The organism is Asanoa ishikariensis (assembly GCF_900107455.1).
Classification (GTDB): domain Bacteria; phylum Actinomycetota; class Actinomycetes; order Mycobacteriales; family Micromonosporaceae; genus Asanoa; species Asanoa ishikariensis.
In genome coordinates, this window is sequence record NZ_FNQB01000004.1 from 1 (window position 1) to 26,390 (window position 26,390).

Below are 26,390 nucleotides of genomic sequence, written 5' to 3' on the forward strand. Positions count from 1 at the left end.
ACGATCTGCGGAAGCTCGAAGAGCTCGGTCATCGCCTTGCCCTCGGCGATCCGCTCGGGGCAGAACGCCACGTCGACCGCGACACCCTTGCCGGCCAGCAGTTTCTCCGTCAGTGCGGTGACGCCCGGATAGACGGTGCTGCGCAGCACTGCGGAGGCCTACACCGCAGAACCACGCACCACCTTTAGATTTCCTGGTGGCGCCGGGGCCGCATGGCTGACGGTCTGCCTGGTGAAGACCTGCTCGAGGCGACTTCGAAGCGACGTTGGGCCATCGCCGCAGGCGTCATCCCCTTGTGAAGCATGCGTCTGGCAAGGGGTCCGACACCCAGATGAGGGCCGAGTCGTTCTGACGGAACCGATTCGGCCGCGGGTACGTCGCAGCAGGTATGAGACCAAGCCTGCTCGTACTCCTTCTCGCCGGTCTGTTCATCACACCTCTGGCCGGCTGCGCCGAACCCGCCGCTGATCCCGTCGGGTCGGAGCCGGACGGCGAGTCGGCCGCGCCGGCGAGCTATCCGGGCCGCTACCGCGTCAGCGGGACCGTGTTGGAGAACGGCGAGCACGGCCCGCGGCTGTGCCGTGGTGAGGCCCCGGACTCATTGCTACCCCAGTGCGGTGGTCTCGACATCGTCGGCTGGTCCTGGGACGGCCTCGACCACGAGGACCAAGCCGAGACCCGCTGGGGCTCCTTCGAGATCGTGGCGACCTTCGACGGCGAACGCCTCACGCTTGTCGAGCCGCCGCAATCGCCAACCATTCAACGGCCGAGTCCCAAGCCGAACCTCATTACCCCTTGTCCGCCGCCGCCCGGCGGCTGGCGGGTCGTCGACGAGGCGAAGGCCACGGTCAACGCGTACAAGGAGGCGGCCCTGCTAGCCGACGCGGCACCCGGCGCGGCCGGAAACTGGATCGACCAGAACGGCGGCACCAACGACCCACGCAGACTCGTGCTAAACGTCCGCTTTACCGGCGACTTGGCCGCGCCAGAGGCTCGGCTACGCGCAATCTGGGGTGGCGCGCTGTGCGTATCGCATGCGGCCCGCTCTACCGTCGAACTCAACCGAATCGCTGCCGAACTATCGGTCGTGCCGGGCATCCTCAGCGCACGCGTGGCACTACCGACCAACCAAGTCGTCGCGGATGTCTATGTTGCCTCGGACGCCCGCCGCGCGGAGGTGGAGGCCCGATATGGCCCAGGCGTCGTCATGCTGACCGGTTGGCTGCAGCCGGCCTAGAGGTGGCGGACACATCCCAACGACCGCCTACCGGCCAGCATCACGTCGGCGACTAAGCCGCGCCCCTGGGGACAAGTAAGTCGGCAACCGCTGCGAGCGTCCGTTCACAATGGCCACCTCGAGATGCTCTATGGCTCGCTGTCCCTCACCGGATCGTACTGGCGCTATATCACCGGCGTGCACACTCTAGCCCGTGTCTGTTCGTGCTCTCCGGCCGGCGAATCGGCTCGGTCTGGCTTATCTAGGCGTGTTCACAGCCGCGTCAGCACTTTGGCGGCGCACTGAGTGCGACCACATGGATCCGGGCGGACGACGACTTCGTGCCAGGCCTGAGCCTGCTTTCCCTCGCCATGGTGGCGGCCATTTTCGTGCAAGACCTCTCACGGCTGCCTTCCCGAACGGGCCTGCTGTTCTTGACATGGTCCCGGTCCGCGATGCTCATGTACGCCAGCGCGACGAGCCTTCACGTCGCCGTCCTCGAACGGCGCGGCGAGCGGGTCGAAGCCACCGTCACGAGGTTCGGCGCGGTCACGAGATGCTATCCACATATGATCGGAAGGCAGGCTCGTGCTATTACGCCCTGGCGGATCCTGAGGGAGCCCGCATTCCCGGCGAACCCGCGGGTGGAGCCCAAGACCGCAGATCCGCTTGACCGTCACTGCCGAGCTCCAGTCCTCCGTCGGACGAGGTGCGGGCATGGGCGCCGATCACCCGGCACACGTCGTACGCGGACGGTTCGGGATCGACCCGCCCGTTGCCGCGACCGAACCGCTAGCCCGCTCCGACCCGGCACCCGGACCGTCCCGGGTGCCGGATCGGCCCGTTTCCTCGAGACGTTCAGCGCTGGCGCCACCGAACCTGTTCGAGCAGACTTCCCGCCCATGATCGACTTTGCGAACGGTACCGTCTTCAAGCTGCACCCCGCGCCGCCGCAGGAGCTCGGGCCGCTGGTGGCGCCGCTGCTCATCCCCCAGGAGCAGGTGGTCGCCTGCTAACAGCAGGGCATCGTCGATGGCTGGTACGTCGACACCGACGAGCATGGCGCCGAGGACAAGTGGATCATGGTCGCCGCCAGCAACACCGACGTGTCCGACTGGGCGGACGGCGAGCACCCATGCGAGGCGCTCGGCCCTCGTATCCAGGGCAACCCGCTGGGCTTGGAGGAACATAGGTGTGTGCCATTTAACCTGCACGTGCCCGTCCTGCCGGATGCCCCGCGCAGCTACACCGGACTGCGGGCGTATCTAGCCGCGTTGGAGAGCCGGTTCGCCCCCGGCCATCTAGCCGAGGGCATCGTGTTTCACCACCCGGATGGCCGCCGAGCCAAAATCAAGCGAAAGGACTTTCCCCGCGCCGCGTAGCGGGACAGGACTGCTGTGGCGGGTGCTGGCCATCGTCCATGGCGCTTTCGGCGCGCCGACCGACGAGTTCGATCCGCACCTGCTGCGTCACCTCTCCGACGACATGCTCCGGTGGGTGAACGCGGACCCGACGAGGCAGGTCTGGATCACTCGTACCAGCGCTTAGAAAGGGCAGAGCCCGGCCGCTTCGTGCGGAACGGCCACGGCTCCGGCGTGGTGCGCAATCAGGCGAAGTCAAAGCGATCGAGTCCCGTGACCTTCGTGCCCAACGCACGCACATCGGCTACGAACCGCGTACTCGTCCTGCTGGCGTCGCGAAATTCCACGCTGGGTCGCGATGTTCTCCGCTGTCCCCCCATCGTGATGCACACATCACGCGACGCGCCATGTTTGCGCCATGTTCGTCGTAAGGCTCGCCGCAGCCGAGTAGCAGATCATCGATTTCTGCCGGGTCGAGTTGCGGCACCTGTTCGAGCGCCGCATGCACCATCTCCGTGGCGAGGTCATCGGGGCGTAGTTCCGTGAGTGAACCCTTCGCCGCACGGCCGATGGGCGAGCGCACGGCAGCCACGATGACTGCCTCAGGTGCGGTCGTGTCGTGCGGCGTTCGGCGGCTCCACCCTTGCCGAAAACTCTTCATCACTTCCCTGTCGACACGTCTACGCGGTCTCGTCTGAATACTGTGCTGTTCGCATCGAGCCCGGTGTAGCCACGTCGAGCACCGCCTTGCCGTTGACGCGGCGCTGGCGCATCGCTTCGGTCGCCTCCGCAAATCGGTCCCAGGATCCGCGCCAACCGATACGGACCGTTAGGACACGGGTCTCCACGAGGTGAACGAGCGTCTGCAAGTCGCTGCCCGCATCGCCGGTTGTCAGGTACGAGCTCAGCGCCTTCTGCGGTCCGACCGTCGCATACGGCGCGAAGACGGCCGGTTCACCCGAGGTCCAACCGATGCTTTGGAGGCTGCCGCCGGGCGCCAGAAGGCTCCACGCCTGAACTAGTTGTGGACCGCCGACGTTGTCGAGCACAACATCGACCGGCGTGTCGATCCCCTTGAGCCCGACCACCACCTCGTCAGCACCGGCTTCGCGTGGGCCCGCTCCCCTCTCGACAGAGCCGACCGACGCGATTACGTGGGCGCCGGCCGCGGCGGCCAACTGTATGGCGAAGCTCCCCACGCCGCCGGAGGCGCCGGTGACGAGGACCCGCTTGCCAAGCAGCGAACCGCAAGCTCGCAGCGTGCGAAGGGGCGCAAGTCCCGCCACCGGCAGGGCCGCCGCGACGGAAAGGTCGACCGACGCCGGAACTGTCGCCACAGAGGCGGCGTCGACGGCGACTCGCTCCGCGAAGGCGCCTTGGGCAAGTGCGACGACACGGACCCCCTCTCGCGGTCCCGTGCCGTCCGTGGCCGCCCGCACGACCACCCCGGCGATGTCTGATCCGAGCACCCCGCCGGGGGGGATGCGCCCTGAGCGCGCGTCATTTAGATCGCCGTGGTTAAGCGACGCGTGGTGCACCTCGATCACGACTTGTCCTTGGCGGGGTACTGGCTCAGGAACCATGGTCAGGCGCATCGTCAAAGCTATCGTGGGATCGGCCACGAGTGCTCGGATCATTGTGAATCTCCATTGTGGCGTGTCGCAGCCCTGACCTTGCTCGCTTGACGACGCTGGCGTCACGTCGGGGCTGACAGTCGGGGGATCTCGCATTGCTGATTGCCGTTGCCGCCGCATCTCTTGTGCGTCGGGTGCTGTAAGGGTCAGCCGGACAAGGTCGTGGACTTGGCTCCGCCTGTCGATGTGCGCTCCACGAACAGCCTCCGCATCGTGCCGATGCCTTCGATCGTCGAAGACAGCTTGTCGTTGGGTTGCAGGTATCGCTTCGGAGTCCGAGGGCCCAGACAGCGGCGAGGCCGTTGGCCGGCAGGGTCGCGGCCTCGCTGGCACGAATCCCGGTGGGCGCGGCGGTCAGCCATGCGGCATCGAGGACTACAACCTTCGGACGTGCTCCGGTAACCTGCACTCGGTAAGAGCCTTCCACGCTGGGCGATCAGCGCCTTCGACAAGCCAGATCATCCCAGACAGGCAGGCGTTCCTCATTTTTGATCATGAACCACAGCTAACCTTAACAAAGGGCCGAGGCTAGGCTAGGCAAGGTTGACAGCGAACATCCCTAAATTCTCACCGGTTCGCCATTGGTTCGCTCGGCCAACGGAGCGGCGCCCGGCTCGGGTCCTTAGGGCGAACGATTTCCGCCTGCTTTCCAGCTCCTTCGGTCATCGCCAAGCCGGCGCATCATGCCGGCGATCAGGAGCAGTGTGGCGATGACGATGAACAGGTCACCGATGCTGACTACGACGTGAAGCGGCCCGATCGGCAACGTGTCTCCGAGTGCGGCGAGTCGCGTCTGGGAACTCAGAATCGCGTAGCGGGGTTCGCCCGATACGGCAGCGGTGTCGATGCCGACGGCGCGAAGCCCAGCGCCTGAGACAGGCATGTGCCCGTTGGCCGCGATCACTACACCGTTGAGCGCCCCACCGGTCAACGCTAGCCAGATCCCCACCCGGATATGACTAGGGCGCCCCGGGATATTTAATGCGAGTGCCAAGCCGACCGCCGCAAAGCTCACACCTGTAACCCACAATTGAGCCGGTGCCGCGGCGAGTCCGTCGATAAGCGGAACGCGAATGACGGCCTGCGCCGTCGCGGCAAGGAGCACCAACCAGAGCCCCCGGATTCGCCAACGCGCGAGGGATCCGATCCGGCCGCCGAGGAGGCGACCGACGACGACGCCGGCAATGATCGGCCCGGCGAACAGGACCAGTTTTGTCATCGACGTCTGTGCCGAAGATTACCTTCGCCGCGTTCAGCCACCGTGCTCGAACGGCGCTCCCACCGTGTAGAGCAACGAAGCGAGCGCCGTGATGGCCAATGCGATCCTGAGCTTCGCACGCATTGAATTTACCTTCCTATTGTAATGCTTTCCCGGTGGCCGCCACGCAACGCCGACGACCTCTGACAGGAGGATCCTGGGGGAGGGCCCCGCTTATGTCAATCGCGGTCAACGAATTACTCGGTGGTCCGCCCGCGCTCGAGCAAGTTTATGGTCGTTCGATGATTTATCGATGGCATATTGTCGACGGGCGAGATCGGAGTTGGGGTACGGCGACCTTGGGCAACTCATCGGCGGCGGCGCCGTTTCTCGCGTCCTGCCTGCGGCGATGGCAAACCCGTGACGAACCTGTTGAGTCGCGGCCTACCTTTGGCTGGCCAGGGTGCTCCGGGTACAGGGCAGCCGCCGGCCTAGGGATCCCCCGTTTCTCCTAGCCCGGCGGCGCGTACCGGGCGTTTGGGTGATCCCGGCGCTGCATTGCTGTTCGTTACCACACCTTCAACGACGCCAAGGCCGATGTCGAGGTAGGCGTCCCGGTCAGCACCGTGACCGAGGGGGCCGGGCAGGTCAGCGGAGGCGAGCTACCCGGGGGTTCGGTCGCGTTCGTTGTCCACTTCGGATCGCACGAAGGACTCGGCGAGGCGTACGAGCGGCTGCGGTCGGGTGTCAACGACGCCGGCCGGGAGGCAGCTGGTCCTGCGTAGGGGATCTATCACTGGATTGACCTCACCGTCGCACCCGATCCGGCCGCCTGGCCCGCGCCGAATGAGTGGCGTACCGACCTCGTGCAGCCGCTGGAGTCGGAGCAACCGATAACGAACTGCACCAGCACCCGCTGCGCCCATGGCGTGGCGTAGGCGAGAGCGGCCACCGCGCGACGGTTCGTGAGAACAGCCGAGGATCGTGCGGTGGCCGTCCGCCAATAGCGCACCTTGCCCGTCCATCCTACGCAACCTGAAACGGCGAGGGTCTCCGTGCTCGAGTCCCCGCCCGGCGAGCCGACCGCACGTGCCACGGTCCAGCTTGGATAGCAGCCACCACGCGATCGCCGTGTACGCCCGCCACGCCACGAGTCAGGACAAGCGCGGCTGATGCCCGCTTCCACCAGGCCCAAGTCGAAGCACCGAGTCCAACATGGCTGGCCAAGCGCCGCCGTAAGCCGCGGTAACGACGCCAACTCCGACGTGTCGTGAGGCATCCGTAGGCACCTGTTGTCGATCGATGATCAACTTGGACTTGATCGTGTAATGGGGTGCCGCGCATGTCCGGTAGGGGCCGCGGAAACGGCGCGAACAGCACCTCAGCGGCGCTCGTGTCCTCGCCGAAATCGGCGACGACCGATCACGCTTCGCTGACGCGAGAGGTCTCGAGGCCTGCGCCGGGGCAGCCCCTGTCACCCGCGCCTCCGGCAAGAGCCGGGCCGTAATCGCTCGCCGCGTCAAGAACCAGAGGCTCGCCGCCGTCGGCTATGTCTGGGCCTTCGCTGCCCTCACCCACTCCACCGGCGCCAGGGCCCACTACGACCGCCGACGGCAAGCCGGCGACCACCACACCGCCGCCCAACGCAACCTCTTCAACCGCATGATCGGGTGCCTTCATCACTGCCTCAACAATTGCCTAACCTTCAGCGAAAGCGTCGCCTTCCACACCGCCCCCAAACCAACGACTACCTGCCGCTGCTTGACAGCACTTCCGCATCGGATGCCTTCTTCCCGGCGTCGTAGCCGCGCGTGTCCAGACCGACTGTGTCGGCGCCTTTGACGCTCTGGTAGTCGATGAGCCCGGCCGACGGCTCCGGTCCGCGACCCTGCACCGCGCGGGCTTCGGCCCGCAACGCGGCCAGCAGGTCCACTGTGACGCCGGCCTGCTCCCAGCGGGTGAAGTACCAATACACCGTCTGCCGAGGCGGCAGATCCGCCGGGCAGGTACCGCCACGGGCAACCCGACCGCACCACGTACAGGATCCCGTTGACGACCTCCCGCCGCGGATGCTTCTCCCGCCGGCCCTCGGTGGCCAGTTCCGGTAGCAGCGGCTCGATCAACGCCCACTGCGCATCGGTCAGATCGGACGGGTAACCACGACGGGATGACGACACCGCGGCAGCCTGCCCGCCGCGACGGTCGATGTCATGGCGCCACACCGACCACATGAGACATTCTCAAACACGCTCTTAGAGGCGTCGCAAACACGCTCGGCGGCTACCTAGCCTCCCTGGTCTGCTGAGCGGCGCCCGGTGCACGCGCCCCAAGAGTCCGAACAGGGCCGTTCGCGGTCGCCAGCTCGACCCAGACGGGGCGCCGCGTCGGTAGCGGATCCGGTCACAGGTCGACGGGTCCCACCGACGTGGTTGCCCAGTCGAGTTCGGGAGCACGAACCGAGATCGGCTAAATCAACGCAATCTTGCGCCCCACATTCTCGGTGGAATCTGACGGCGCCTTCTTGCTAGCCGGAAAGCGTTGCGATGCGACGGGTCCCGCGGTGGGTGGCAGGGTGCCCCGCGAGGTGAGTGTGGGGCGACGTGTGAGCAAGCGTGTGAGCATAAGATCTGAATCCACCGACTTCCGTCGATGGATTCTGTCTCTGACCTGCGCAAACATTGGGTGGGGCGAAGGGACTCGAAACCCTGACCCCCACGATGCCAGTACTCACCGGTCAAGCCTGTGTCGGACATAGTCCGGGTGGGCCGCACCGACCTCGATCCGGTTCTCGTCGGGGCCGTTAACGATCCGCAAGCAGTCGCTGGCGAAGACGAACTCCACTGCCACCGTTCCAGCCGCCAGGTCTCGGTCTGACGGCCGCCCATTCGAGGAGTGCGACCTCGCCCAGTTCCTGACCGAGAAACGATTCGAGACGCTCATCGTCGCGAGACCACTGGGGCGTGAGCTCAAACCACTCCCAGCGCGATGCTCGCCGCGGTGTCAATTGTGTCCCAGCCGATCGAAAGTTCGTCGAACTTCCAGTGGCAGATTTCTACCCGGACACCGTCGAAGTCCAGTACCACCGGGCAGTCTGCCAACCAGTCCCCATCCTCGGCGAACCGCACCAGCGCAAACCGCGTCAGTCGTTTGCCGATGAGTCCCGCCAGGCGCAATCCGTGCGCCTGTCGAACCGCGTCGACCCCGACCAGGAAGGATGGCTCGAAACCGGAAATCCCCATGTTCACAACGCTTGAGTCTCTCGGCCCTCGACCCAGCTGTCCAGCACATATCGACCGATAGGACCTTTGCCGCGCCACTTGACAGGCTGGATTCCATAAAACGGCGGGCGGACTCAATTCCCTGCTCCATGAACAGGGGCAGGTCGTCCCCAGCCGGACAAGCCGTCCGGCCGTCGCACCGGATGGGGGGCATCGCGGGCGCGCCAGCGGCGGACCATGCCGGTGCGACGTCGCCGCCGAGCGGGGCGGCCAGCTCGGCGGCAGTGCCCTATTCGGGGCGCTCCCAAGGCTACGACGATGGCGGAAGTGGAGAGGCGCGGCGCCCACCGCGGGATGACTCCTGCCGCCAGCGATCACGCCGGGTGCAGCTGGTCCGGGTTGATGCCCCGCGTTGACGGGCCAGGTACCGAGGCCGTCCATCGTGGTGACCTTGGTCAGCGGCATGCCTGCGGTCGAGGGTCCGACCAGCCGGCGCACGTCGACGCGGCCTCCGTCCTTGGCGTCGACCCGCCAGACCTTGCGCTCGCGGTCGGGCGGCGCGATCCGAGCCTCCGGGCCCGGACCGTAGACCCGATCCCGCGTGTGCGCACTTGTCCGTTACCCGTCTCGGGCATTTGTCCGATTGCCCTACGCTGGCGCCGTGATCGCTGCGGACGCGCCGAACGTCGCCGACTGGATGCAAGGCTGGGCTAGTCTTGGCGCGGCCGTGACGTCGCTGGTTGCCATCGTCCTAACCGGACGGTTACTCCGACACGAGGTCAAGGCGAGGCGCGATGATGTCGTCGAAGCATCGCGCTCCCAGGCCAAGCTCGTGACGATCGTGCCTCGGGTGCGCGGACTCAAGCTGGATTGGGAAGTCACCAATTTCAGCTCCGCACCCATCTACGGGGTTTTTGTGCTCATTCCGTCGGACCTCTGGGCGGGGGATCATGAGTCGGAGCGGCTCTGGCGTGGCGAGGACTACTACTTGCCCATGGCGCGCCTTGCTCCGGGAGAAATGAAGTCACAGATGGCTACGATCCCGGGGAGGGCTGCGCGGCTGATTGCGGCGGCCAAAGGCGGCCCTGCGTCTAATGCACGCGCTTGGACGATCTCGGTTAGATGCACGTTTGTGGACGCAGGCGGTCAGCAGTGGACGGTATGGCCGAACGGTGGCCTGCGGCAACAACGGGCCGATAGGCCACGACCCGCCTCGGTTCTCGTCGCCGAGTTGATCGCGCATTGGCTACGGCTCGATCGTGTCCGTTCCCGCGTATGGGTTTGGCGGTTCCGGCTCGACATGCGGATCCGCAACCTCCATCGCACGCAGGTGGTGCGCACCGGGTCAATTCCGGCGTCGGCAGCTGCGACTCGCGACGGCCAAGATAGAGGTCCAACTACCAGCGAGCGCGTGCCCGAGCGACCCCGTGAAGACGCGCGGGACTAGGTTGGGTCGGCCGAGCGCGCATCAGTTCAGCGGGCACAAATCGCCGTTTCGCGATGCCTCATTGGTATGGCGCTAAGGGTTGTCGAGGTCTGGGGACTTGCAGAATGCGGCCCTTCCAGAGACGCCCGTTCCTGCGCGTCGCCTACGCCACGTAGAGCGCCGAGCTGGCCCGACAGGTCGCCGGGCTCGTGCACCTCCAGCGCGCCAGCCGCCGCCTCCGCTGGGCCGGTGCCGTTCGGCGACGCCTCCTCGGGCACCTTCGACGCCCTGTTCATCGACGACCCCGCGGCGAGGCTGAGGCAATCGCGCACAGGCTCGAGCCCTACCTTGGTGCCTTGAAACGCGCAGCGGAGCGCATGGGACATCGTGGCGGTGGGTTCGTGCGCGGCCAGGGGTGACCGTGAAACTCGCCGACGAGCACGCGCGCGTCGCGTATGCGACGAGGTGAGGGGCGCGGGCTTTGCCCGGTGGCGAGTACGACCGCTCCGATAGGCGGGGTCAGATTAGTCGGCTGCGGATGGCCTGCAAGCGGCGTCCGACGTTGTGCTCCCAGAGATGATTCGCCACTTCGCGCGGGCTGCTCCCCATCCCGCCGTGGCACAGCCGTTCCTGCAGCTGCCCGAATGCGACCGCCGCGAGTTCGACGTTGCCGAGCAGCTGCCGGGGCGTGATGGTCATGACTGGGTCGGTGCCGCTGGCTGGCGGATGGAGGCGGCGGCTCAGAATCCCGGTCATCTCGCCATGCGCGACCCCGGAGTACAACGAGTAGACGATCGCATGTTCGCCCCGCACTGGGCCGGCGAGGACGGCCGCGACTCGGTCGGTCTTGCTTGGCAGCTGTTCTCCGCCGATGGTCGTCTTTCCCTTGGTCTTGCGGTGTCCCAGCCCTAGGTCGTCCACCCTTGTGAGTATCGATGCGAGATGCGCCTGCGCGCCCGCGATGCTTTGGGCGGAGCCGACCGCAGCTGCGTTCTTGACTGCAGTGCTGGCGGCCTCCCAGAAGTGGAGATACGTTCGCGCGACTCGCTGACGCACGGTGATCTGGGGGTCCACCAGCCAGTACGCGAACCCAGCACTTTCCAGCACCGAACGGGCGAGGACCTCCTGGCCGTATATAGGCAGCGGCGGTAATGGCGGTGCCAGGAGCTTGTCGATGCTGGTCAGGAAGTCGTCGATCGCGAAAATGCTGAGGCGGGCCATCTCGAAGGCCATCGTGGGCTCGTCCGGTCCCCACGGCTGGCCGTGCACGCCGACCTCGCTGTTGCGCAGGTCAGCGCCGAATGGCGAGTCGGGTCGAGGAGTCCAGAACGACGGCTCGCATCGGCGCCGAGCCGAACAAACACCAAACTCGTAACACCAGCCAAAAAGTCGTTAACTTCCGCCCGGAAACTTGCGTCACTGCCCGACTCGCATCCTGCAACCACCGGGCTCCCGCGAATTAGCACTGTCCATCAAGTGAAGGGCGATGAAGCGGAGGCTGTTCTTGTGCTCCTTTCTAAAGGTACGAAAGGAAGGCGCGCGGAAGGTAATAGCAAAGCCGCAGCGACCATGGAAGAGTGGCTCGGCGCCGAAAACCTCTCCAGCGAAGCCATACGTGTGCTTTACGTAGCAGCCACCCGGGCCCGACGTCTTCTCGGTATGGCCGTTCCAGCCGAATTCAGACTCAGAACAGCCGATTTCCTCAAACGCGTCGGCGTGCCGATGCAAGAACGCTGACCGAGCACATCGATCCGCACGGCTCTCGCAGGTGCTCCTCGGCCGCCCGGCGCCGGGTTAGTCCCAGCCACCGCGTCGAGCGAGGACCGCAAAGACGAAGCCAAGGAGTACGTTCGCAAGTCTCTGCCGACATGGCGGCGTACGAATAGATCCGCTGGCGTCGCCTCATCTGGTGCGATGTCGGTTGCGTTTCGGCGTCCGCTCTCGGCTCGACCGCCTCTCACCGAACATCGCCACACTGATGATGATCGTGACCCGGTTGGGGAAGAGAATGGCCACCCTTGAGGACCTGACACAGGCCGTGGCCGACGTCAAGGCCGTGATCTGCGGCGCCCAGGACCGGATCGCCGCGGACGTGTAGACGCTCGATCGCCGCCCTTCCGGAACTGTCCGAGCAGGACCAGGTCGTCCTCGCGGCCGCGGTGGCTTCCGTCGCTACCCTGTCGGCGATCGACCCGGTCCCGGACGCGCCGGCCGAGCCGGAGACCCCGGGCGAGCGCGACAGCGACAAGCCGGGCGCGAGCCTGGAAGACTTGCGGAGCCCGGCCGGTGGGGGACCAGCCGGGCACCGCACCACTCACCTCTCGACGAGCCGGACGAGACGAGCGTCCGCCGGTGCCGATGTTCGCCCGCGGCGGACGGCACGCCGGCGAACACGTCATCGCGGCCGTTCGCACCCTCTACAACCGCGCGATCGCCGACGGCCTCATCGAGCTCGGCGCGAGTCCCGCCCACAAGGGTCGCCAAACCGCGACGTCTGCCCAGCACCCGCCGCGCCCTCACGTCTGACGAACTCGCCGAGATCAACCTTGCTGCACGGTCCAGTGGCAACGGCGTAATCCTGGACGCCCTCGTCCGTCGCCTTCGCACCGAGACGGCCTGCCGCCGCGGCGGCGCTTTAGGCCTGCGGCTGATGGACCCCGAGGCCGACCGCGGAGTGGTCCGTCTTCGTGAGAAAGGTGGGACCGAGCGATGGCAACCAATCACCCTCGACCTCGCCACCGTCCTGGCGGAGCACGCGGGCTGCTGGGGCGCGGTTTTGCCGACCGATGTGCTGCTGCGGTTCCGTAGCGGTCCGGCTATCACGAGGCGTCGCTGTGACCATCTCTGGCGTCGTGTCGGTCAGCAACTGCCGTGGGTGGCGAAACGGGGAGTCTCGACCTACTGGCTGCGGCATACCACCCTGACCTGGGTCGAGCGCCACTTTGGATACGGGGGCGCCACGCACCTCTGGCGATCTCTGGCGTTTTCTGGCAGATCTGTTAGTGTCTGCATCATGAGTTCTGAGACGATCTACGCCCGGGTGCCGACCGCGATGAAGGAAGCGGTCGACGCGTACGCCAGCGAGCGGGGCACCAAGCTGACCGGCGCGGTGGTGGATCTGCTCGGCCGTGGGCTTGAAGCGGTTGCCGACGAGAAGTCCATCGACAACCTACGAACGAATCTGGCCCGCGTCACCGTCGAGAAGGCCGACGTGGAAGCCGAACTGGTCACCGCGCGGGCTCAGCTCGCCACGCTGGCCAACTTCGCCGATCGTGCTGGTCAGCGAGTCGGTACCTGCCCGAACTGCAAGAAGCCGATCACCGGGGCCGACCTTTTCGCGGTCACCCGCTGCCCGGCCTGCGAGCAGCCCCTGACCGACCTTCTCGCACCCAAAGCCGGCGCCGTCTCCACGCTCGATCAGCGGGAGATGCTGCTGCTGCTCGGCGCGCTCGGTGCGGTCCTTGGAATCGCCTACCTGTCCACCAAGAAGTAGAAGGAGTACCTGATGAAGAAGCAGACCCTGTCGGTGCTCGCGGTCGCCACCGTCGTGTACAACACCGCGGTGCTGGTCAAGAACGTGCACCAGGCCCGCGCCAATCCGACCCTGGCCAATGTGGCCGGCCTGATCGTCGCCAGCGGTGTCCTGATCGGCAGTCTCCGATCGTATTGACCAAGATGATGCGAACCAGTCGCTGTGGCCCGGTCCGATCCTCCCCACGCATGTGGGGAGGATCGGATTGGGCGGCGGACAGGCCCGCCGGGCTTGTACGACTGAGATGACCGAAGTGCGCAGGTCAATGCAGGACGGTCATGCAACCAAGCACCCCAGCGGTCGGTTGGGGTGACCACCGAAGCGTCCCTGGCGAGTCACCGCGTCGCGGCGGAATCCCGGGCCGGAACACGCATGGCGTCGAAGGTTCGTAGGACGAGGTCCGCCATCGAGAGCGCCAGCTGGAGCATCGGCGTCAGGCTCGGCAATGACGCGGTCACCCGGAGCTCCACGACAGTGTCGGTGGACGTCGGCAGCTCTTCGTGGTCAAGGAACGTCCGCGATGGCCAGGGGTCACCGTGCGCGAACGCGCTGCATGTCTTCCACAGGAACTCGGCGGTGGCTTCTGTGCCAGCGCCGAAACCGAGCGACTGTACGATTCTTCGCCAGTCGGCCCTTCGTTCCACGGCCCGCATCGTCAGCCCGTTACGGCCGGCGACCTGCCGGATCAGATCCAGCCGGCCATCTACGTCCGTGGCGCTGCGCTGCTGAGCCGCGGCCGCCAGGGCTTCGGCAATCGTGAGCGCCTTCAGGTTGGCCGCCTGGAACTGCAGTTCGCGCAGCACTCGTTCCTTGGTGTCTTCCCCGCGCAGCAGCCACATGGCCGAGGCGAAGTTCTCGACCGCTGCCCGCAGCAGGGTGAAGGCCCCGTAGGTAGGGATCGTGCCGGCGTCGACGGCCAGCAGCTTGATGGCCATCAGATGATCGATCGCGATGTCCAGGTGACGGTGGACGCCGTGCCCGACCTCGTAGGGTGTCGAAGCAGCGTTCGCGGCAAACAGGACAGAGCCGGGATGCACCGTGTATCCGTCATCGGCTTCACGCCGTCGCGTCAGATGCTCGATCTGGTCGAACAGAGCCCTCGGCATGCCGCGATCTTTCACCTGTGCACCCTAAGCACCAGGACTTCAGGTCAGCGAGCGAGTTCTTCCTGGCGTGCGGTAACTGCGTCACGGTTACGTCCGTCCACGCGGCTGCTAACACCCAGGCCTGACGCGCGAGCCTGCTCGACCAGCCGGCCCACCAGCTCGGCGTCCACGCCCTCATCAGCGGGCCGGTTCTTCTTGGCATTGCGGCAGTATCCGCTGCGACCGTCATGTCCGTCATCAGGTGCTACTCCCTCGATCAGGAGCTACACCGTTCGTTTTGCAGACCCGCGTTCGCACGAGGGTTGACGGGATAGCAACGCGGCGGCCGTCGAGGACATCGACGGCGCCTGCGGCGTTGTCGACGAGCGGAGTAACATGCGGTTATGCGTACTCAAAGTGCGCGCATCGGCGGACTTCGAGGGCTGGCATCCCCTCGGACACGTTAACCCCCACCAAAGGTATTCACGTTTCGTGGATGTCTTCGGTGGGGGTTTCTCGTTGGCTGCGGAATGGTCAGGCCGGGAATGGTGAGCTGGTCCGGTTGGCGCTGGTCTCCGGCTGCTGAAGTTGGGTTGTCCCACCCGGCTTTCGGGTCGTCGAGGCCGATATCGAGCGTGACGCTGACAGCGGTGCAGACGATCGTGATGCCGCGGACGCGTAGCTGCGCGGCGAGCCCGGCGGGGTTGCTGCCGTCGCCTCTTTCGGCGGCGCGCGGGGATAGCTGGGCGCGGGCCTGCTCGAGAAGGTGGTCCTCACGTACGTACAGAGTCTTGGGTCGGTCGGGTCGTGGGGCGTTGGCGCTCGTGTGGCCATGTCTGCAGCGGTAACGCGCCCTGCCGTGTACCCAGTGACCTTCGGCGCGACGTCCACAGATTCCGCAGATGACGAGGCCCGTCAGCTGATACCGGTTGACGTTGCCGTCGTCGGGTGCCGCGAGGGCGGTGACCTGCTGGACGCGGAGGAAGTCGGCTTCGCTGACCAGGGCTGGGTGGGCGCCGGGAGGGGAGATTTCCCATTGGTCGCGTGGATTCCAGCCGCGGGTGGGTCTGCCGCCCCGCGACAGTCTGCTTGTGTCGCCGGGTCGGGTCTCGTGGTGGTCGACGCTTTGCCGGTTCCATACCTGTCGACCGGTGTAGCGCGGGTTCGCCAGGATTGAGGCGACGGTCCGCAGTGTCCAGGCCGTGCCGGATCGATGCGGGTTTCGGGCCCGATCGTGGGCTGATGGTGGCGGCACACCACGTGCGTTGAGGGCGCGGGCGATGCCGGCGGTGCTGTGCCCGGCGAGTCGTTGCGCGAACATCCACTCCACGTGGGCCGCGGTGTCTGGGTCGAGGTCGAGGCGCTGCAAGCGCCGACCCCAGCGGGCGTGCTGCACGTTCGGATGCGGGCCGGCGTCGACCAACCTGTATCCATACGGTGGGCGGCCGCCGAGGTGACGGCCCTGGGTGCGTACTTGTGCGGCCATTGCCGCGGTGGTGCGCCGGCGAGCACGCAGCACCTCCCGTTGTGCCTGATGGCCCAGCAGCTGCAGCACCGCCTGGTGGGTGCTGTCGCTCAGATCGACCGGTCCGTCGAGCTCGGCCAGCCACACACTGATCCCGTATGCGTTGAGTTGGGCTGTGATGCTGCGCGCGTGGCCGGCGGTGAAGGCCCGTTCGAATTCGCCGATCACCACGGCGTCGAAGGTGCGGTCGGGCTGGGCGGCGGAACGTAATAGGGCGGCAGCCGCGGGGCGATGCTGCCAAGGCAGAGCACGGGAGTAGCCGATGTCAAAGAACTCGACAGTGATCTGACCATGGCCGTCGATCAGCTGGACAGCGTTGTCACGCTGCCATTCGCGCGACGACACCGGATCCTGGAACTGCTCCGTTGACGTTCGCCCGTAGAAGGCGAACCGCAACGCGCGACCCAGTACTCCCGAAAGGCGCGGGCCGCGAGTTCGAGGCCGCGCCGCGGTCTGACAGAGCCACGAGGCCAAGCGGCTGTCGCCGGTACCTGCGGCAGGCACGTGAGTGGTCGACGACATGCCGGTTACCTCGATCCGTGGCTTTGTAGCGGCCGACATCGGCAGTGCCCGCGACCGGTGTGGCCACGAACCCACTACGGCCTGATGTCACCGTCAGGCCTGACGAAGTTCGCACCGTAGGTAGACGAACTCGTAGTCGCGCGGAGCGTGAGCGCGTATCGGCCATGGAGGGAACAGCAAGGTGTGCCGACTTCGGGTTGCCTGGACATCGACTCAGAGCGCCGGTTCGAGTCGTGCCTCACGACCCGAGGCGTGCGGCTGCGGGTGTCGGGTGTGGAAGCTGGCCCTCGGGCGCACAGCGAACGCCTCGAACTGTGGTGGGACCTGCGGCTCCCGGTTCTCGACTGAAGGAGCGACGGGCCGGCGACCCTCCAAAACGCGATCCCGTAGGGCGACGCCGAGAGGGCCGCTGCCGCGGAGATGCTGCCGGCCGAGGCTGCCGTACGCGAACGCCGGCCGGTCGGCGTGGGTGTAGGCGGCAGTCGGCCGCGCTCGTCCAGCCGCTGCCGGATCTGCTCCGCGTCGGGCCGGCGCGGCGTTCGAGCAACGGCCCGACCTCGACGCGCTAGTCGTCGGTCAGCGGCGTTGACCGACTCGCGAACCACGGCCGGTCGTGGACATCGAATTGCCCGACCAAGATCGTGTACGGCGCCGACGGCCAGCCGTCACGCCGGCGATGATGGCCTCCGTGGTCTTGCGCACGCGGCTCTTCCGGCCGGCGCGGCCGAGACGGTAGCCCTGGTCGAGGCGCTTGCATCGCCGGCGCTCGAGGCAGGGCACATCTATCAGCGGGAGGTCGTAGGACGGGTCAAGCGTCGAAGGAGAATGATTGCGATCACGCCGGTGGTGGACGGTAGGGCGAATACCCATCCGCGCCAGTCGTCGTTGCGGGCTAGATAGACCCAGCTCAGCGCGGCGATTGCAGCGAGGATGGTGAGCACCGACCCCGCGGTGAGGATGGAGATGAGCGGGCCTCGCTGGTCGGCCGAATTCATCGGCGGGGCCAGGCGCGTAGGGCAGTCACGTTGCTCCAGTATGTCGTCAGCATGGGTCCACCGAGAATATCGCCGGGACCATGTTGGGCCTGGCGTTTGGTCCGGCAGGTAAGGGTGAAAGTCAACGGCAAGGCAAGCCGGTAAGCAGCCGAGGCGGGCATCTGGCGAACCTTTGTTAGGCACGCGAGGGCAGCTAGGGTCTAGGTCAAGCTTAGGTTCAAATCGTCGCCGAGGACGTCTTCGCCTACTTCACCATCGCCGTGCTGGCCGACGGCAGCGAGCTGGCTACCCGGCCGTAGAGCGAGCGCGACTAAGGTCCAGCCCATGACCTTCACTGCTCTTCACCGTGCGGTCGGGGCGGCGCCGGGACCGTTGACCGACCAACTCCTCGACGACGCCGTCGCTGCCGGTGTGATGGAGACAGACGACCTGGACTGGAAGCGCGAACTTCCACCCATGAAGGGCCTGCCGCTGACGGATTTCCCCAAGGACGTGGCTGCCATGGCGAACAGCGGCGGCGGATTGATCGTCTACGGCGTGGAAGAGGTCCAGAAGGCAGCGTCCGGGCGCGTCGACGTGAGCGACGTTGATGAAAAGTACGAGCGGTCCTTACTGAGCGCCACGATCACAGCCATCTCTCCGCCGGTGTTTGGTGTGAAGGTCCACCGTCTGTCGACCGGCGGCAAGCGGGCCGCCGTAATCGAGGTCCCCGCCAGTGTCGATGGGCCGCACCTCATCTATAAGGATCAGTTCTTCGGCGCTCCTGTACGGAACGGGGCCGACACGGTGTGGATGAAGGAACGGCAAATCGAGGCGATGTACCGAGCGCGGTTCGAGGAGCGACGGCACGCCGCTGAGGCGCTGGATGCGCTGTTCTCGGACGCGTCTGCCGGCCGGGACAATGGCAAACGGGCGTGGCTGATCGCCGTCGCTCACCCCAGGGTTCCGAACGGTCGCGAACGTCTCAGCCGTGATCGCGCCCGGCTGGCGTTCTCGGAGGCCGCGGAACTGACGCCGTCGTACGCAAGAGTCGATGGGAATCGTCCGCTTGAGAACGTCGACCGATTGAATCCTTGCCCAGGGCTTCGTCGATGGGTTGCCAGAAATACGGCAATCAGCACTAATGCGGCGTGGAGAGAGGCGTGGGCCAGCATCCACTGGGACGGCTCGGTGACGCTGGCGGTAGCGGTCGGTGCGCATCGCTCTGGCCGCGACACCTACCTCGAGGGCTGGGAGGTCGATTGCAGGGGGATTGAGCGTGCTGTCGCAGACTTCATGGCGCTCGTACGGGCCACAGCCGAAGCCACCGGCAACGAGGATTACGACGTTCGGATTGGGATCAGTTGGACCGGGATCTCGCCCCTGATGATCTTGGCGAACGATTCCGGCTACGCCTCGGACCGCACCTCGATCCCTCTGCATCGCTACACACCGGTCGAGTCCACGGTGAACGCCGCTGAGGCCAATCCTGAATTCCACCGGCACGTTCACGATCTCGCTCTGGATTGCGTGAACCAAGGCGGAGTCTCCGACGTGTGCTTGATCCGCCTGCCGGCACCCCAGAACGAGGCGTAGCGCTCGTCTCGAAGCCCGCTTGGCGGCAAGGTGCGCGCTCGTGGTCTCCACGGTGGACCGTTCCGCTGACCTGTCGGCGAGGGTAGAAAGCAACGACCGCGTCGGCTGCGACAAGCACCGTTGGGCGAGAACCCCCTGACAGCCGGAGGTCAAGGCGTGTCGGCGGTCGGGTTCTTTCGGCGTGACCAGCTGCTGGGTACGGGTAGGTTGCCGTTGATGACGAGGGTGACTACGACGTTGGGTGAATGTGGGTTGGTCATGCCGTGTTGCTTGGGGCCAAGGACGAAGAGGTAGTTCTCGGGAGTGCCGACGGGGAGGACTTTCCGGCTCATATCGAGGATGACGAGGATGGAGAGCCGTGTTCCGTCGGCGGCGGCGTACTGGGTTGGTTGGCCTATGTATTTCGTTGCTGATTGGGGTGTCACGGGTTGATCTCGTGCGACCTTCAGTTCGGCGGTGATGCCGTCGTGTCGGGTGTCGAGGAATCCGTGGGCGAGCGCGGTGCCGCGTTCGACGCGCCCTCCGAGAGTCGGGTCGGCGAGTAGCGCTGCGTGTAGGTCGTCGTGGAACTGACGTTCCTTGACGTACTGGCCGCGGCGGTACTTTTTGTTCCAGGTCATGGCGAGGCCGGCGCGGGAGATGGCGTTGAGCAGCCGCGCGAATGCTTGGAGCTGGTTGTGGGGGTAGCCGGCGGCAGCAAGTTTTTCGTAGATGGCGAGGAGGTGTTCGTCGAACACCTCGTACTGGGTGCTGGCGTCCCGGGCGGAGTCGTACGGGCGGACGCGGAACTCGCGGTGGCCGGCGACGTCGAGGGGTTGGTTCCTCGGTTTGCCGTCCTCGTCGACGCCGCGCCAGGTAAGGCGGATGAGGACGGGTGGCGCATGCTGGGTGGTGGGCACGGCGTAGCGAACGTGAAGCGTGCCGGATCCTTCGTAGGTGTTCGGGTCGTCGGTGTGTTCGTGCCGTTGCCAAGTCAACACGGGCCGTTGGAGTTCAGTGTCGTTCAGCGTGCTGATCAATTCGGAGTCCAGGCGCTGCGCCCAGGCGGGCCACGGGTCCGTCTGGACCTGGAGGCTAAGGGTGTGAGTAAGGCCAGGGTCTACGACGGCCGGTCCGGTGAGGAGTTTGTCGTCAATGGAGACGAGTGCGACTGCGACGGTGGGGCTGTCGGGTTCGGGGTCGGCTGGCGGCCTCCACGGGCCGGCTGCGTGTCCGCGCTGCGGAGCTCTGATGAACAGTAATGGCGCTGGAAGCGCCGCCGCCATCGCGAGGACTTGTTTCACGTCGGGAGGCCTCGCCATGTCGGTTGGGGCGACGAGAAGAGCGTGGAGTTCGTGCGCGCGAGGCAACAGCGGGTCGTCGTCTCGGTGAGCGGCAAGGTCGACTGCCCCAGCCCTGCGATGGGCTGCAGTCCGGTGTGCCGCAGCTTGGGCGAGGTCGGCGTTCAGGTCTGCGGCCTCGGCATCGAGTAGTTGCGCGACACTGTCGAGCAACTGGGCGGTGATGGTCACACCGGTGTGGGTGGCAGTGCCGGTGGATCTCCCGCCGGTTCGCAGGGTCTTGGTGAGGGCGCGTAGGCCCTTGGCGCGGCTGGTGAGCTTCTCTGCCGGATCAGTCGACTCCTGGTGCGCGGCGCCGCGTTCGGTTGGGGTGTCGGCGACCGCTGCGGTGACGTCTCTGGGGGTGGGGACGTCGAGCAGCTCGCAGATGATTGCGGCGCGCACCGCGGCAGCTTGGGCAAACGGCCACAGCCAACGCAAGTCGTCCTCGGAGTGGCCCAAGCAGTCGGCGATAGCGGCGCCGACGTCGTCGATTGCCGCACCCACCGTCGCGCTGTCTACGCCTTCACCCGTTTCGGATCCGACAGTGACCTGGAGCCGTGCGAACGCAAGTGCGAGAGCGGTGAGCGCACGCTGGCTGCCACGCGCCGGTTCGTGCGGAACGCGTTCCAGCGCAGCATGGAGGAGCGTGACGACGTCATGGCGTCGTTCGGCGCGGGCGAGTACCTCCGCGTACTCCATCGATCCGTAGTGCGATTCTGGCGAGTGCCGGGCCCCGATGTCGATGATGTCGGCGGCGGGCAGACCTAGCAGGCCAGCGCCGCAGTCGAGAAGTCCGTTGAGTGCTTCTTCGGCTTCGTCGCGTTGCCGCCACCCGTAGGTGCTGCGCGGGGCGAGTGCCAGCCAGAGCGCCGCGAGCTCGGGAGCGACGCGAGCGTCCGGCTGCCACGGCTGGTCAGTGAGTTTTGTGGCCTGATGCCATTCCATCGCGGGAACTCGCGTCAGCGCGCGCTTCTCCAGGACGGAGAGCACATGCGGGTCGGAGACGTGACTGCGAAGTGCGCCCAGTGCTGCGAGAAAGGTCTCGAGGTGTTCCGTGACGTCGATGCCCTCGATCACCCGGTTTGCGTATAAGGCCAATTGGGCTCTGGCTTCGGGCACGGTCCACGACAGCTGGCGGGCGGCGTCGAGGACAGCGTCGATCACGACGACGTAGGTGTCGCCGATCAACGCCGGCAGCAGATCTGCGACTGTGGAGGGGAGCGCGTGCCTTCCGCCGATGGTCGTCCATGCCTTCAGCGCAGCCGAACGTGAACCGGGGTCCGTGTCGACCAGGTAGGTGTGCAGCGTCGGCAGGCTCGCCTGGAGCACCCCTGGTTGGTCGCCGTGCTGGCTGCCAACCTCGCCGAGCGTGGCGAGAAGTGGCACGACCACCTCGGTGCCGAGGTCGTTGTCACGTTCGTTTGTGATGAGCGCGGTCACGGTTCGGATCACTTTTAGCGGGTCGGTCCCGGACGCCGACTCGACCGCGCTGAGAAGCCGCCGCGCGGACTGGTACAGGGTGTTCTTCCGCGACCATTCCTCCATCCCGGCCAACGGGTCTGGTGGTGCGGTGGAGGTGAGCGCACTACTCGGGACTTTCTCCCGCTGCCGGGTCAGCGTGACGAACGCGCCGAGGGTTGCATCTAGACGGTCGGACAAGCTACCCCCGTGCCAGCGGCCCATTCGCTCGATGGCCTCGGCCGCAGAGAATGTGACCCCATGCCCCCAAGACTCGTCGGTGCGAGCAAGCAGGAACGCGAACGCCGCCTCGGAGACTGCGGCAACCACCTCGGGGTTGGTGACGGGGTCGTGGGCACGCCGGTGCACGTACTCGGTGTCGACCATGTCGACCGCATCGCGGACCGCACCGACAAGCCCGTCACGGATCTTCTCCGAAGCGTGCTTCCCGGCGTCCTCAAGCATTTCGACCACCCGAGCTGGCGAGGCGACAAGCATCCTCCCCAGCGCACGCTCCGCAGTCCCAACCGTGCCCGGGTCGTAGCTGTCCTCCGGAGGAACGCCGAGCGACACCGCCAGATTTGGGAGCAGCTCGAGCGCAACCTCCAGGTGGGTGCTGGCGAGATGCTCGATCGCCCCTGCTGCTGCACGCCGGTCGAAGTCTGAAACTGGGTGCGGCCGATGGTGGGGCGCCATGATGATGCTCGTCACCACAGGACGTGGAAGCATCGCTGCCAACCGCTCGACCACAGCCTCACGGGCCAAGTCGGCCAGGACCCGCAACGGGCCGGGGTCGTTCGCCTGGACCACCGGCGTTGGGCCGGAGAAGTGGTGGTCCTCCGACGTCTTCGACCCGGCCAACGCCACGGCCGACCAGATCACGGCGCCATCGACAGCTGCCGGATCGATCAAGCTTGCGTGGTCGGTCAGGCAACGTCCAGCCTCGATACTCGGCTTGCTTCGCAGCTCTGCCAACGCAGCCGTAACTAGCCGATCCCCAAGCTCGGGGCGCTGAGACGCGAGATGCCGCAGCGGCTCCAATAGCTCACTCACACCGACCTTCTCCACCAAATCGAACAGCTCGTCGATGATGGCGAGGTCGAACCGGTCGCTTGCGCGTCCCGCGATCGTGGTCAAACGTCGACGCGCACCCTTCGTCGCATCGAGATCTCCGTCGGCTGCAGGGTCGGGATCGAGCACATCGAGGTCGTCCAAGATTCCAGAACTCACCGGGTCTTCCATCGCCCGCAAGCTCCGCCGGCGCTCCGAACGTTCAGCACGCGCGACGACCCGCAACCGAAGGGCCTCGGCCTCCTCAGCTTCCGCGACCGCTGCCCGCTCCCGGCGAGCGTGGGCCTCGGTCTCTAGGTTCGGAAGCCGGCCAGTCGGGCTCCGCATCTCACAGCCACCACAGTGCTCGGCATAGAAGTCAAACGTGAGATGGTCCAACCGCATGCCCGATGTGTTGCCAATGGCGACCGGGCACTCGACCCGACGCATGTTCAGCGGCAGTCCGGTTACGTCCTCGAGCATCCCGCGGCCGCCCGACTCTACGAACCGCATGTGCCGGCAATGGTTTGTCGCCAGCTCCATGACGCGGGCATTCTCATGACCCAACTCGAGGCGCTTGGCGAACTCTGCTTCCTCCAAGATCCAACTTTCGCTAGCAGGGGTGGAATCAGCCTCCAGTCTCCCGCAAGCCACCGACGCCATCCCAACCGCCGAACGGCCAGCGCCCAGCCTCGGTTGGCTGTTGGGACACCTACGCCTTAACGGGCGGCGCTGCGGCCACCCCCACAATGCGGTAGTCGACTGACGACACTGGCTGGCTGCCAACGTCGCGCACGCCCGAGCGCCGCGCTCGGACGACGGCCGGGTCTGCCGGGAATCACCACCGACTCGCATGGTCTGATCATCATCAGGCGTGACAACCCCGACGACAGCGGGAGCAGACCGCGCATGGAACTGTCCGCGACAGGCGCGTCGAGGCGCGCACCTACGACTGGCTGCTGCGAGCGGCCAACCACGTACATCCGCTTGGCTGGGGATTGCTCGGGGTTGAACCTTTCGGTGAGGGACGACTACTCCCAAGACCTCGTCGTCCTAGGGCGCGCTCGACCGACGACGCGTAAACGCCTGGCCGGCGCCATGTCGGCGGTTGAGGCGCCCAAGACGTCAGGATCCGGGCGAGCGCGGTTCGGCAATGCCGGTCTCGCTGGGCCCGTTTGCGGAGGCAATTCGCTCGGGTCGTGCCGGCGCGCTCCGCGAACGTGGGTCGCCGTCCGCGGCCGAACCTGACCGTATGGGATTTCTTGCGGGACGGCGGCTTGTGGATTTCGCGGTCCACCGTGCGCGTTGGGCCCGGCACCCGAGCCCTGAGCCTACCTACCGCTCAGGGCTGGAACGGTCAGGTCTGTCTCAGGAACGCCCGCCCTCCGTAGCAGGTCAAAGAGCGGAGCAACCTGCGCGCGGGAGCCTCGCTGCGAGCAGTGTGTGATCACGACGCGTTGCTTGGCGCGCGATACCGCCACAAAGAACGTGGCCAACCCTTCAGGATTGTCGGGGGTGTAGCTCCACCATGTCTTGTCGTCCAGGCCGATCATCACCATGGTGTCGAACTCAAGTCCTTTGCTCTTGTGGACTGTCATGAGGGGAACGCAGTCCGTGCCTTCGAATGCGTCGAGCACATCGACCCAAGCCAGGCACGAGGTCGCAGACCTCACGAGGTGGAGCTGCATCGCCTCTCGCACAATCGAAAGCGTGTCCGCGCTGCGGTACATAGGGAAGGCCTTGGCGACGGACTCCAGGTCAACGAACTCGTCGATCTTTGTCAACAAGAGCTCACAGGTTTCCTTGCCAACCGGAGTGCTAGATAGGTGCGTGCGCAGATCTCTGACGAACGCGGCCAGGCGCCTGCCAAGGACCGGGCCAGCACTTTCTGCGCCGGGGTCGTGAGCCCGTAGGTGTCGGATGGTCTCAGCGACAACGAGCCACGTATCGCGATCGCGCTTTCGGGTCGCCAGTCGGAGAAGGCCGAGATAAAGCGCCACTAGTGGCTCGATGACTAGGTCCTGCAGAGTGGTGCGTCCGAGGCGCTGAGCCTCGTTACGCACCCTGAGACCCACGTTGGCGAACTCGTGCGCCAGTAGCGGTTCGAAGTCCCCTGCCCTCTGCCGGACAAGCAACCCGTAGTCGCGAGGACGTAGTGCGCGGCGGGCCATGTCCCTGCTTACGTGTTCGGCGACATACCGGGCCTCGCTCTGCGTCGAGTCGAGGCTCCAGATTCCGGCGGCATCCCGAACATCGATGGCGGCAACCTGGCGGGATTGGGCGGCCTCAACAGACGAGTCGAGGGCTTGGGCCAGCACGTGCTGGATCCGAACGAGTTCGGGGCTCGATCTGTAGTTGCAAAGTAGCTGGATGGGCTCGGTATCGAAGTCCTTCCGCAGTCTTGCGAATACATCTGGCACCGCGCCGGCCCATTCCATGATCTTCTGCTTCTCGTCTCCGACGGCCGTGACGCAAACACCGAGAACGCCGAAGACCGACAACAGGAAGTCGTATTGAGCGAAACTCGTGTCCTGGCATTCGTCTATGAAGACGTAAGGGTAGGTTTGCCTGAGCGCTCGAAGGATGAGCGGATTGTGGCGCAGGATCAGTTCGGCCAGCCGGTTAAGCATGGTGAAGGACAGGTTGGCCGGCTCCGCGCCGCGACCCCGAAGTTGATCAAACCACCACCAGTTAGCCACGAACTCAGTAGCGTTCTGGCTGTCGGACTGCTCGACGGGCAGCCGCCATTGACCAAGCACCGTGCTCTCGAAGGCTGCGGGATCCATCGCGGCGATCGAACGGCCCCACGCTGGGGAATTAGCGTGACGGCTGAGGAACCCCTTGACCCTCACCTTGTCGATCGCAGAGACGTCACCGTATCCGTTTGGAAGTCGCCAGCGTGCAGGTAGCGCCGATGCGAATCGGTCAACCAGGCCTTTGGTGAACGCGTCAAACGTGACAGAGGTGAACCTGCGGCTCAGCCCTGGGGGGCATCGCTTCCCGACTCGGGCCTGCAGGTTCTCCGCGGCATCGCGTTTGAACGAGATGGCCAGGATCCTCGAGGGGTAACGGCATTGGCCGGTCTCCAGAAGGAACGTTGCCCGTTGCGCGAGCAATTCGGTCTTGCCGGCACCGGGACCGGCAACCACACAGGCGCTGCGCCCGGCACGCACGGCGGCCCAGGCCGCCTGTTCGAGGTCGTCCACACCCGACGGAAGCCACTTGTCCACAGGGGTTCTTCGCATCACGCAGCCGAATCTGCGCCCAGGGACT

General features: G+C 66.0%; 18 protein-coding genes and 4 pseudogenes. 10 read left to right on the forward strand and 12 right to left on the reverse strand.

All coding sequences use genetic code 11. The features are described from left to right. Positions 1 to 149: pseudogene (locus tag BLV39_RS32935) on the reverse strand (nucleotide sugar dehydrogenase); the annotation flags it as partial. Between the two features lie 239 nt (positions 150 to 388). Here BLV39_RS32935 and BLV39_RS32940 point away from each other — a divergent pair. The 3 genes from BLV39_RS32940 to BLV39_RS43265 all read left to right on the forward strand — a co-directional run bounded on the left by BLV39_RS32940 (position 389) and on the right by BLV39_RS43265 (position 2,764). After that, on the forward strand, positions 389 to 1,237 hold the full coding sequence (locus BLV39_RS32940; protein WP_090800966.1) for a hypothetical protein: 849 nt from the start codon (positions 389 to 391) through the stop codon (positions 1,235 to 1,237). Positions 1,238 to 2,298: 1,061 nt separating this feature from the next. Continuing rightward, positions 2,299 to 2,598, forward strand: coding sequence for a hypothetical protein (locus BLV39_RS32950; RefSeq protein ID WP_204082746.1), 300 nt, complete (start codon positions 2,299 to 2,301; stop codon positions 2,596 to 2,598). A 22-nt stretch (positions 2,599 to 2,620) separates the two neighbouring features. Continuing rightward, positions 2,621 to 2,764, forward strand: coding sequence for a hypothetical protein (locus BLV39_RS43265; protein ID WP_176985204.1), 144 nt, complete (start codon positions 2,621 to 2,623; stop codon positions 2,762 to 2,764). Positions 2,765 to 2,971: 207 nt separating this feature from the next. On the opposite strand, the pseudogene BLV39_RS32955 reads toward BLV39_RS43265, so the two are convergent. The 3 genes and pseudogenes from BLV39_RS32955 to BLV39_RS32965 form a co-directional block, all read right to left on the reverse strand. After that, positions 2,972 to 3,238, reverse strand: a pseudogene (locus BLV39_RS32955) (thiolase family protein); the annotation flags it as partial. Between the two features lie 19 nt (positions 3,239 to 3,257). Then, on the reverse strand, positions 3,258 to 4,124 hold the full coding sequence (locus BLV39_RS32960) for a zinc-binding dehydrogenase (RefSeq protein WP_090800968.1): 867 nt from the start codon (positions 4,122 to 4,124) through the stop codon (positions 3,258 to 3,260). A gap of 709 nt (positions 4,125 to 4,833) precedes the next feature. After that, positions 4,834 to 5,430 carry a DUF5317 family protein gene (locus BLV39_RS32965; RefSeq protein ID WP_090800970.1) on the reverse strand — a complete coding sequence of 199 codons (597 nt, stop codon included), beginning with the start codon at positions 5,428 to 5,430 and terminating at the stop codon, positions 4,834 to 4,836. 1,359 nt (positions 5,431 to 6,789) lie between these two features. Here BLV39_RS32965 and BLV39_RS44460 point away from each other — a divergent pair. Then, positions 6,790 to 7,134 (forward strand): annotated as a pseudogene (locus BLV39_RS44460) (transposase); the annotation flags it as partial. Positions 7,135 to 7,156: 22 nt separating this feature from the next. Here BLV39_RS44460 and BLV39_RS43770 read toward each other — a convergent pair. From BLV39_RS43770 to BLV39_RS43775, 3 genes and pseudogenes are all read right to left on the reverse strand, one after another. Then, a complete protein-coding gene (locus BLV39_RS43770) occupies positions 7,157 to 7,384 on the reverse strand; it encodes a hypothetical protein (RefSeq protein WP_204082749.1) in 228 nt (75 codons plus the stop codon). A 34-nt stretch (positions 7,385 to 7,418) separates the two neighbouring features. Beyond that, a pseudogene (locus BLV39_RS45180) lies at positions 7,419 to 7,640 on the reverse strand (transposase); the annotation flags it as partial. A 735-nt stretch (positions 7,641 to 8,375) separates the two neighbouring features. Then, complete coding sequence (locus tag BLV39_RS43775; RefSeq protein WP_204082745.1) at positions 8,376 to 8,648, reverse strand: hypothetical protein; 273 nt, start codon at positions 8,646 to 8,648, stop codon at positions 8,376 to 8,378. Positions 8,649 to 9,288: 640 nt separating this feature from the next. Between BLV39_RS43775 and BLV39_RS42585 the strand changes: the two genes are divergently transcribed. Beyond that, positions 9,289 to 10,074 (forward strand): hypothetical protein, encoded by a 786-nt coding sequence (locus tag BLV39_RS42585; protein ID WP_143049988.1) that lies wholly within the window; start codon positions 9,289 to 9,291, stop codon positions 10,072 to 10,074. A gap of 498 nt (positions 10,075 to 10,572) precedes the next feature. On the opposite strand, the gene BLV39_RS32985 is transcribed toward BLV39_RS42585, so the two are convergent. Beyond that, positions 10,573 to 11,286 carry a hypothetical protein gene (locus tag BLV39_RS32985; RefSeq protein WP_090800972.1) on the reverse strand — a complete coding sequence of 238 codons (714 nt, stop codon included), beginning with the start codon at positions 11,284 to 11,286 and terminating at the stop codon, positions 10,573 to 10,575. 243 nt (positions 11,287 to 11,529) lie between these two features. Between BLV39_RS32985 and BLV39_RS43270 the strand changes: the two genes are divergently transcribed. The 4 genes from BLV39_RS43270 to BLV39_RS43280 all read left to right on the forward strand — a co-directional run bounded on the left by BLV39_RS43270 (position 11,530) and on the right by BLV39_RS43280 (position 13,723). Next, the gene (locus BLV39_RS43270) at positions 11,530 to 11,790 is read left to right on the forward strand and encodes a hypothetical protein (protein WP_176985206.1); all 261 of its coding nucleotides are present in this window, start codon (positions 11,530 to 11,532) and stop codon (positions 11,788 to 11,790) included. 615 nt (positions 11,791 to 12,405) lie between these two features. Then, positions 12,406 to 12,579 (forward strand): hypothetical protein, encoded by a 174-nt coding sequence (locus BLV39_RS43275; protein ID WP_176985207.1) that lies wholly within the window; start codon positions 12,406 to 12,408, stop codon positions 12,577 to 12,579. Positions 12,580 to 13,066: 487 nt separating this feature from the next. Continuing rightward, on the forward strand, positions 13,067 to 13,546 hold the full coding sequence (locus BLV39_RS32990) for a hypothetical protein (RefSeq protein ID WP_143049990.1): 480 nt from the start codon (positions 13,067 to 13,069) through the stop codon (positions 13,544 to 13,546). 12 nt (positions 13,547 to 13,558) lie between these two features. Next, positions 13,559 to 13,723, forward strand: a complete 165-nt coding sequence (locus BLV39_RS43280; RefSeq protein ID WP_176985208.1) for a hypothetical protein — start codon at positions 13,559 to 13,561, stop codon at positions 13,721 to 13,723. Positions 13,724 to 13,920: 197 nt separating this feature from the next. Here BLV39_RS43280 and BLV39_RS32995 read toward each other — a convergent pair whose 3' ends face one another. After that, positions 13,921 to 14,706 (reverse strand): hypothetical protein, encoded by a 786-nt coding sequence (locus BLV39_RS32995; protein ID WP_143049991.1) that lies wholly within the window; start codon positions 14,704 to 14,706, stop codon positions 13,921 to 13,923. A gap of 427 nt (positions 14,707 to 15,133) precedes the next feature. After that, positions 15,134 to 16,591 (reverse strand): recombinase family protein, encoded by a 1,458-nt coding sequence (locus BLV39_RS33000; protein ID WP_090800979.1) that lies wholly within the window; start codon positions 16,589 to 16,591, stop codon positions 15,134 to 15,136. A gap of 1,445 nt (positions 16,592 to 18,036) precedes the next feature. On the opposite strand from BLV39_RS33000, the gene BLV39_RS33010 reads away from it, so the two are divergent. After that, positions 18,037 to 19,287, forward strand: a complete 1,251-nt coding sequence (locus BLV39_RS33010; protein WP_090800983.1) for an AlbA family DNA-binding domain-containing protein — start codon at positions 18,037 to 18,039, stop codon at positions 19,285 to 19,287. 149 nt (positions 19,288 to 19,436) lie between these two features. On the opposite strand, the gene BLV39_RS33015 is transcribed toward BLV39_RS33010, so the two are convergent. Next, complete coding sequence (locus BLV39_RS33015) at positions 19,437 to 23,717, reverse strand: hypothetical protein (protein ID WP_090800985.1); 4,281 nt, start codon at positions 23,715 to 23,717, stop codon at positions 19,437 to 19,439. Between the two features lie 731 nt (positions 23,718 to 24,448). Beyond that, positions 24,449 to 26,347 (reverse strand): UvrD-helicase domain-containing protein, encoded by a 1,899-nt coding sequence (locus BLV39_RS33020; protein ID WP_176985209.1) that lies wholly within the window; start codon positions 26,345 to 26,347, stop codon positions 24,449 to 24,451. Positions 26,348 to 26,390 lie beyond the last annotated feature (43 nt).

Bases quoted from the DNA above. Each gene is read 5' to 3' on its own strand.
- BLV39_RS32965 (WP_090800970.1), bottom strand. From the start codon at position 5,430: ATGACAAAACTGGTCCTGTTCGCCGGGCCGATCATTGCCGGCGTCGTC.
- BLV39_RS32990 (WP_143049990.1), top strand. From the start codon at position 13,067: ATGAGTTCTGAGACGATCTACGCCCGGGTGCCGACCGCGATGAAGGAA.
- BLV39_RS32940 (WP_090800966.1), top strand. From the start codon at position 389: ATGAGACCAAGCCTGCTCGTACTCCTTCTCGCCGGTCTGTTCATCACA.
- BLV39_RS43775 (WP_204082745.1), bottom strand. From the start codon at position 8,648: ATGGGGATTTCCGGTTTCGAGCCATCCTTCCTGGTCGGGGTCGACGCG.
- BLV39_RS43280 (WP_176985208.1), top strand. From the start codon at position 13,559: ATGAAGAAGCAGACCCTGTCGGTGCTCGCGGTCGCCACCGTCGTGTAC.
- BLV39_RS32985 (WP_090800972.1), bottom strand. From the start codon at position 11,286: ATGGCCTTCGAGATGGCCCGCCTCAGCATTTTCGCGATCGACGACTTC.
- BLV39_RS32950 (WP_204082746.1), top strand. From the start codon at position 2,299: ATGGTCGCCGCCAGCAACACCGACGTGTCCGACTGGGCGGACGGCGAG.
- BLV39_RS33010 (WP_090800983.1), top strand. From the start codon at position 18,037: ATGACCTTCACTGCTCTTCACCGTGCGGTCGGGGCGGCGCCGGGACCG.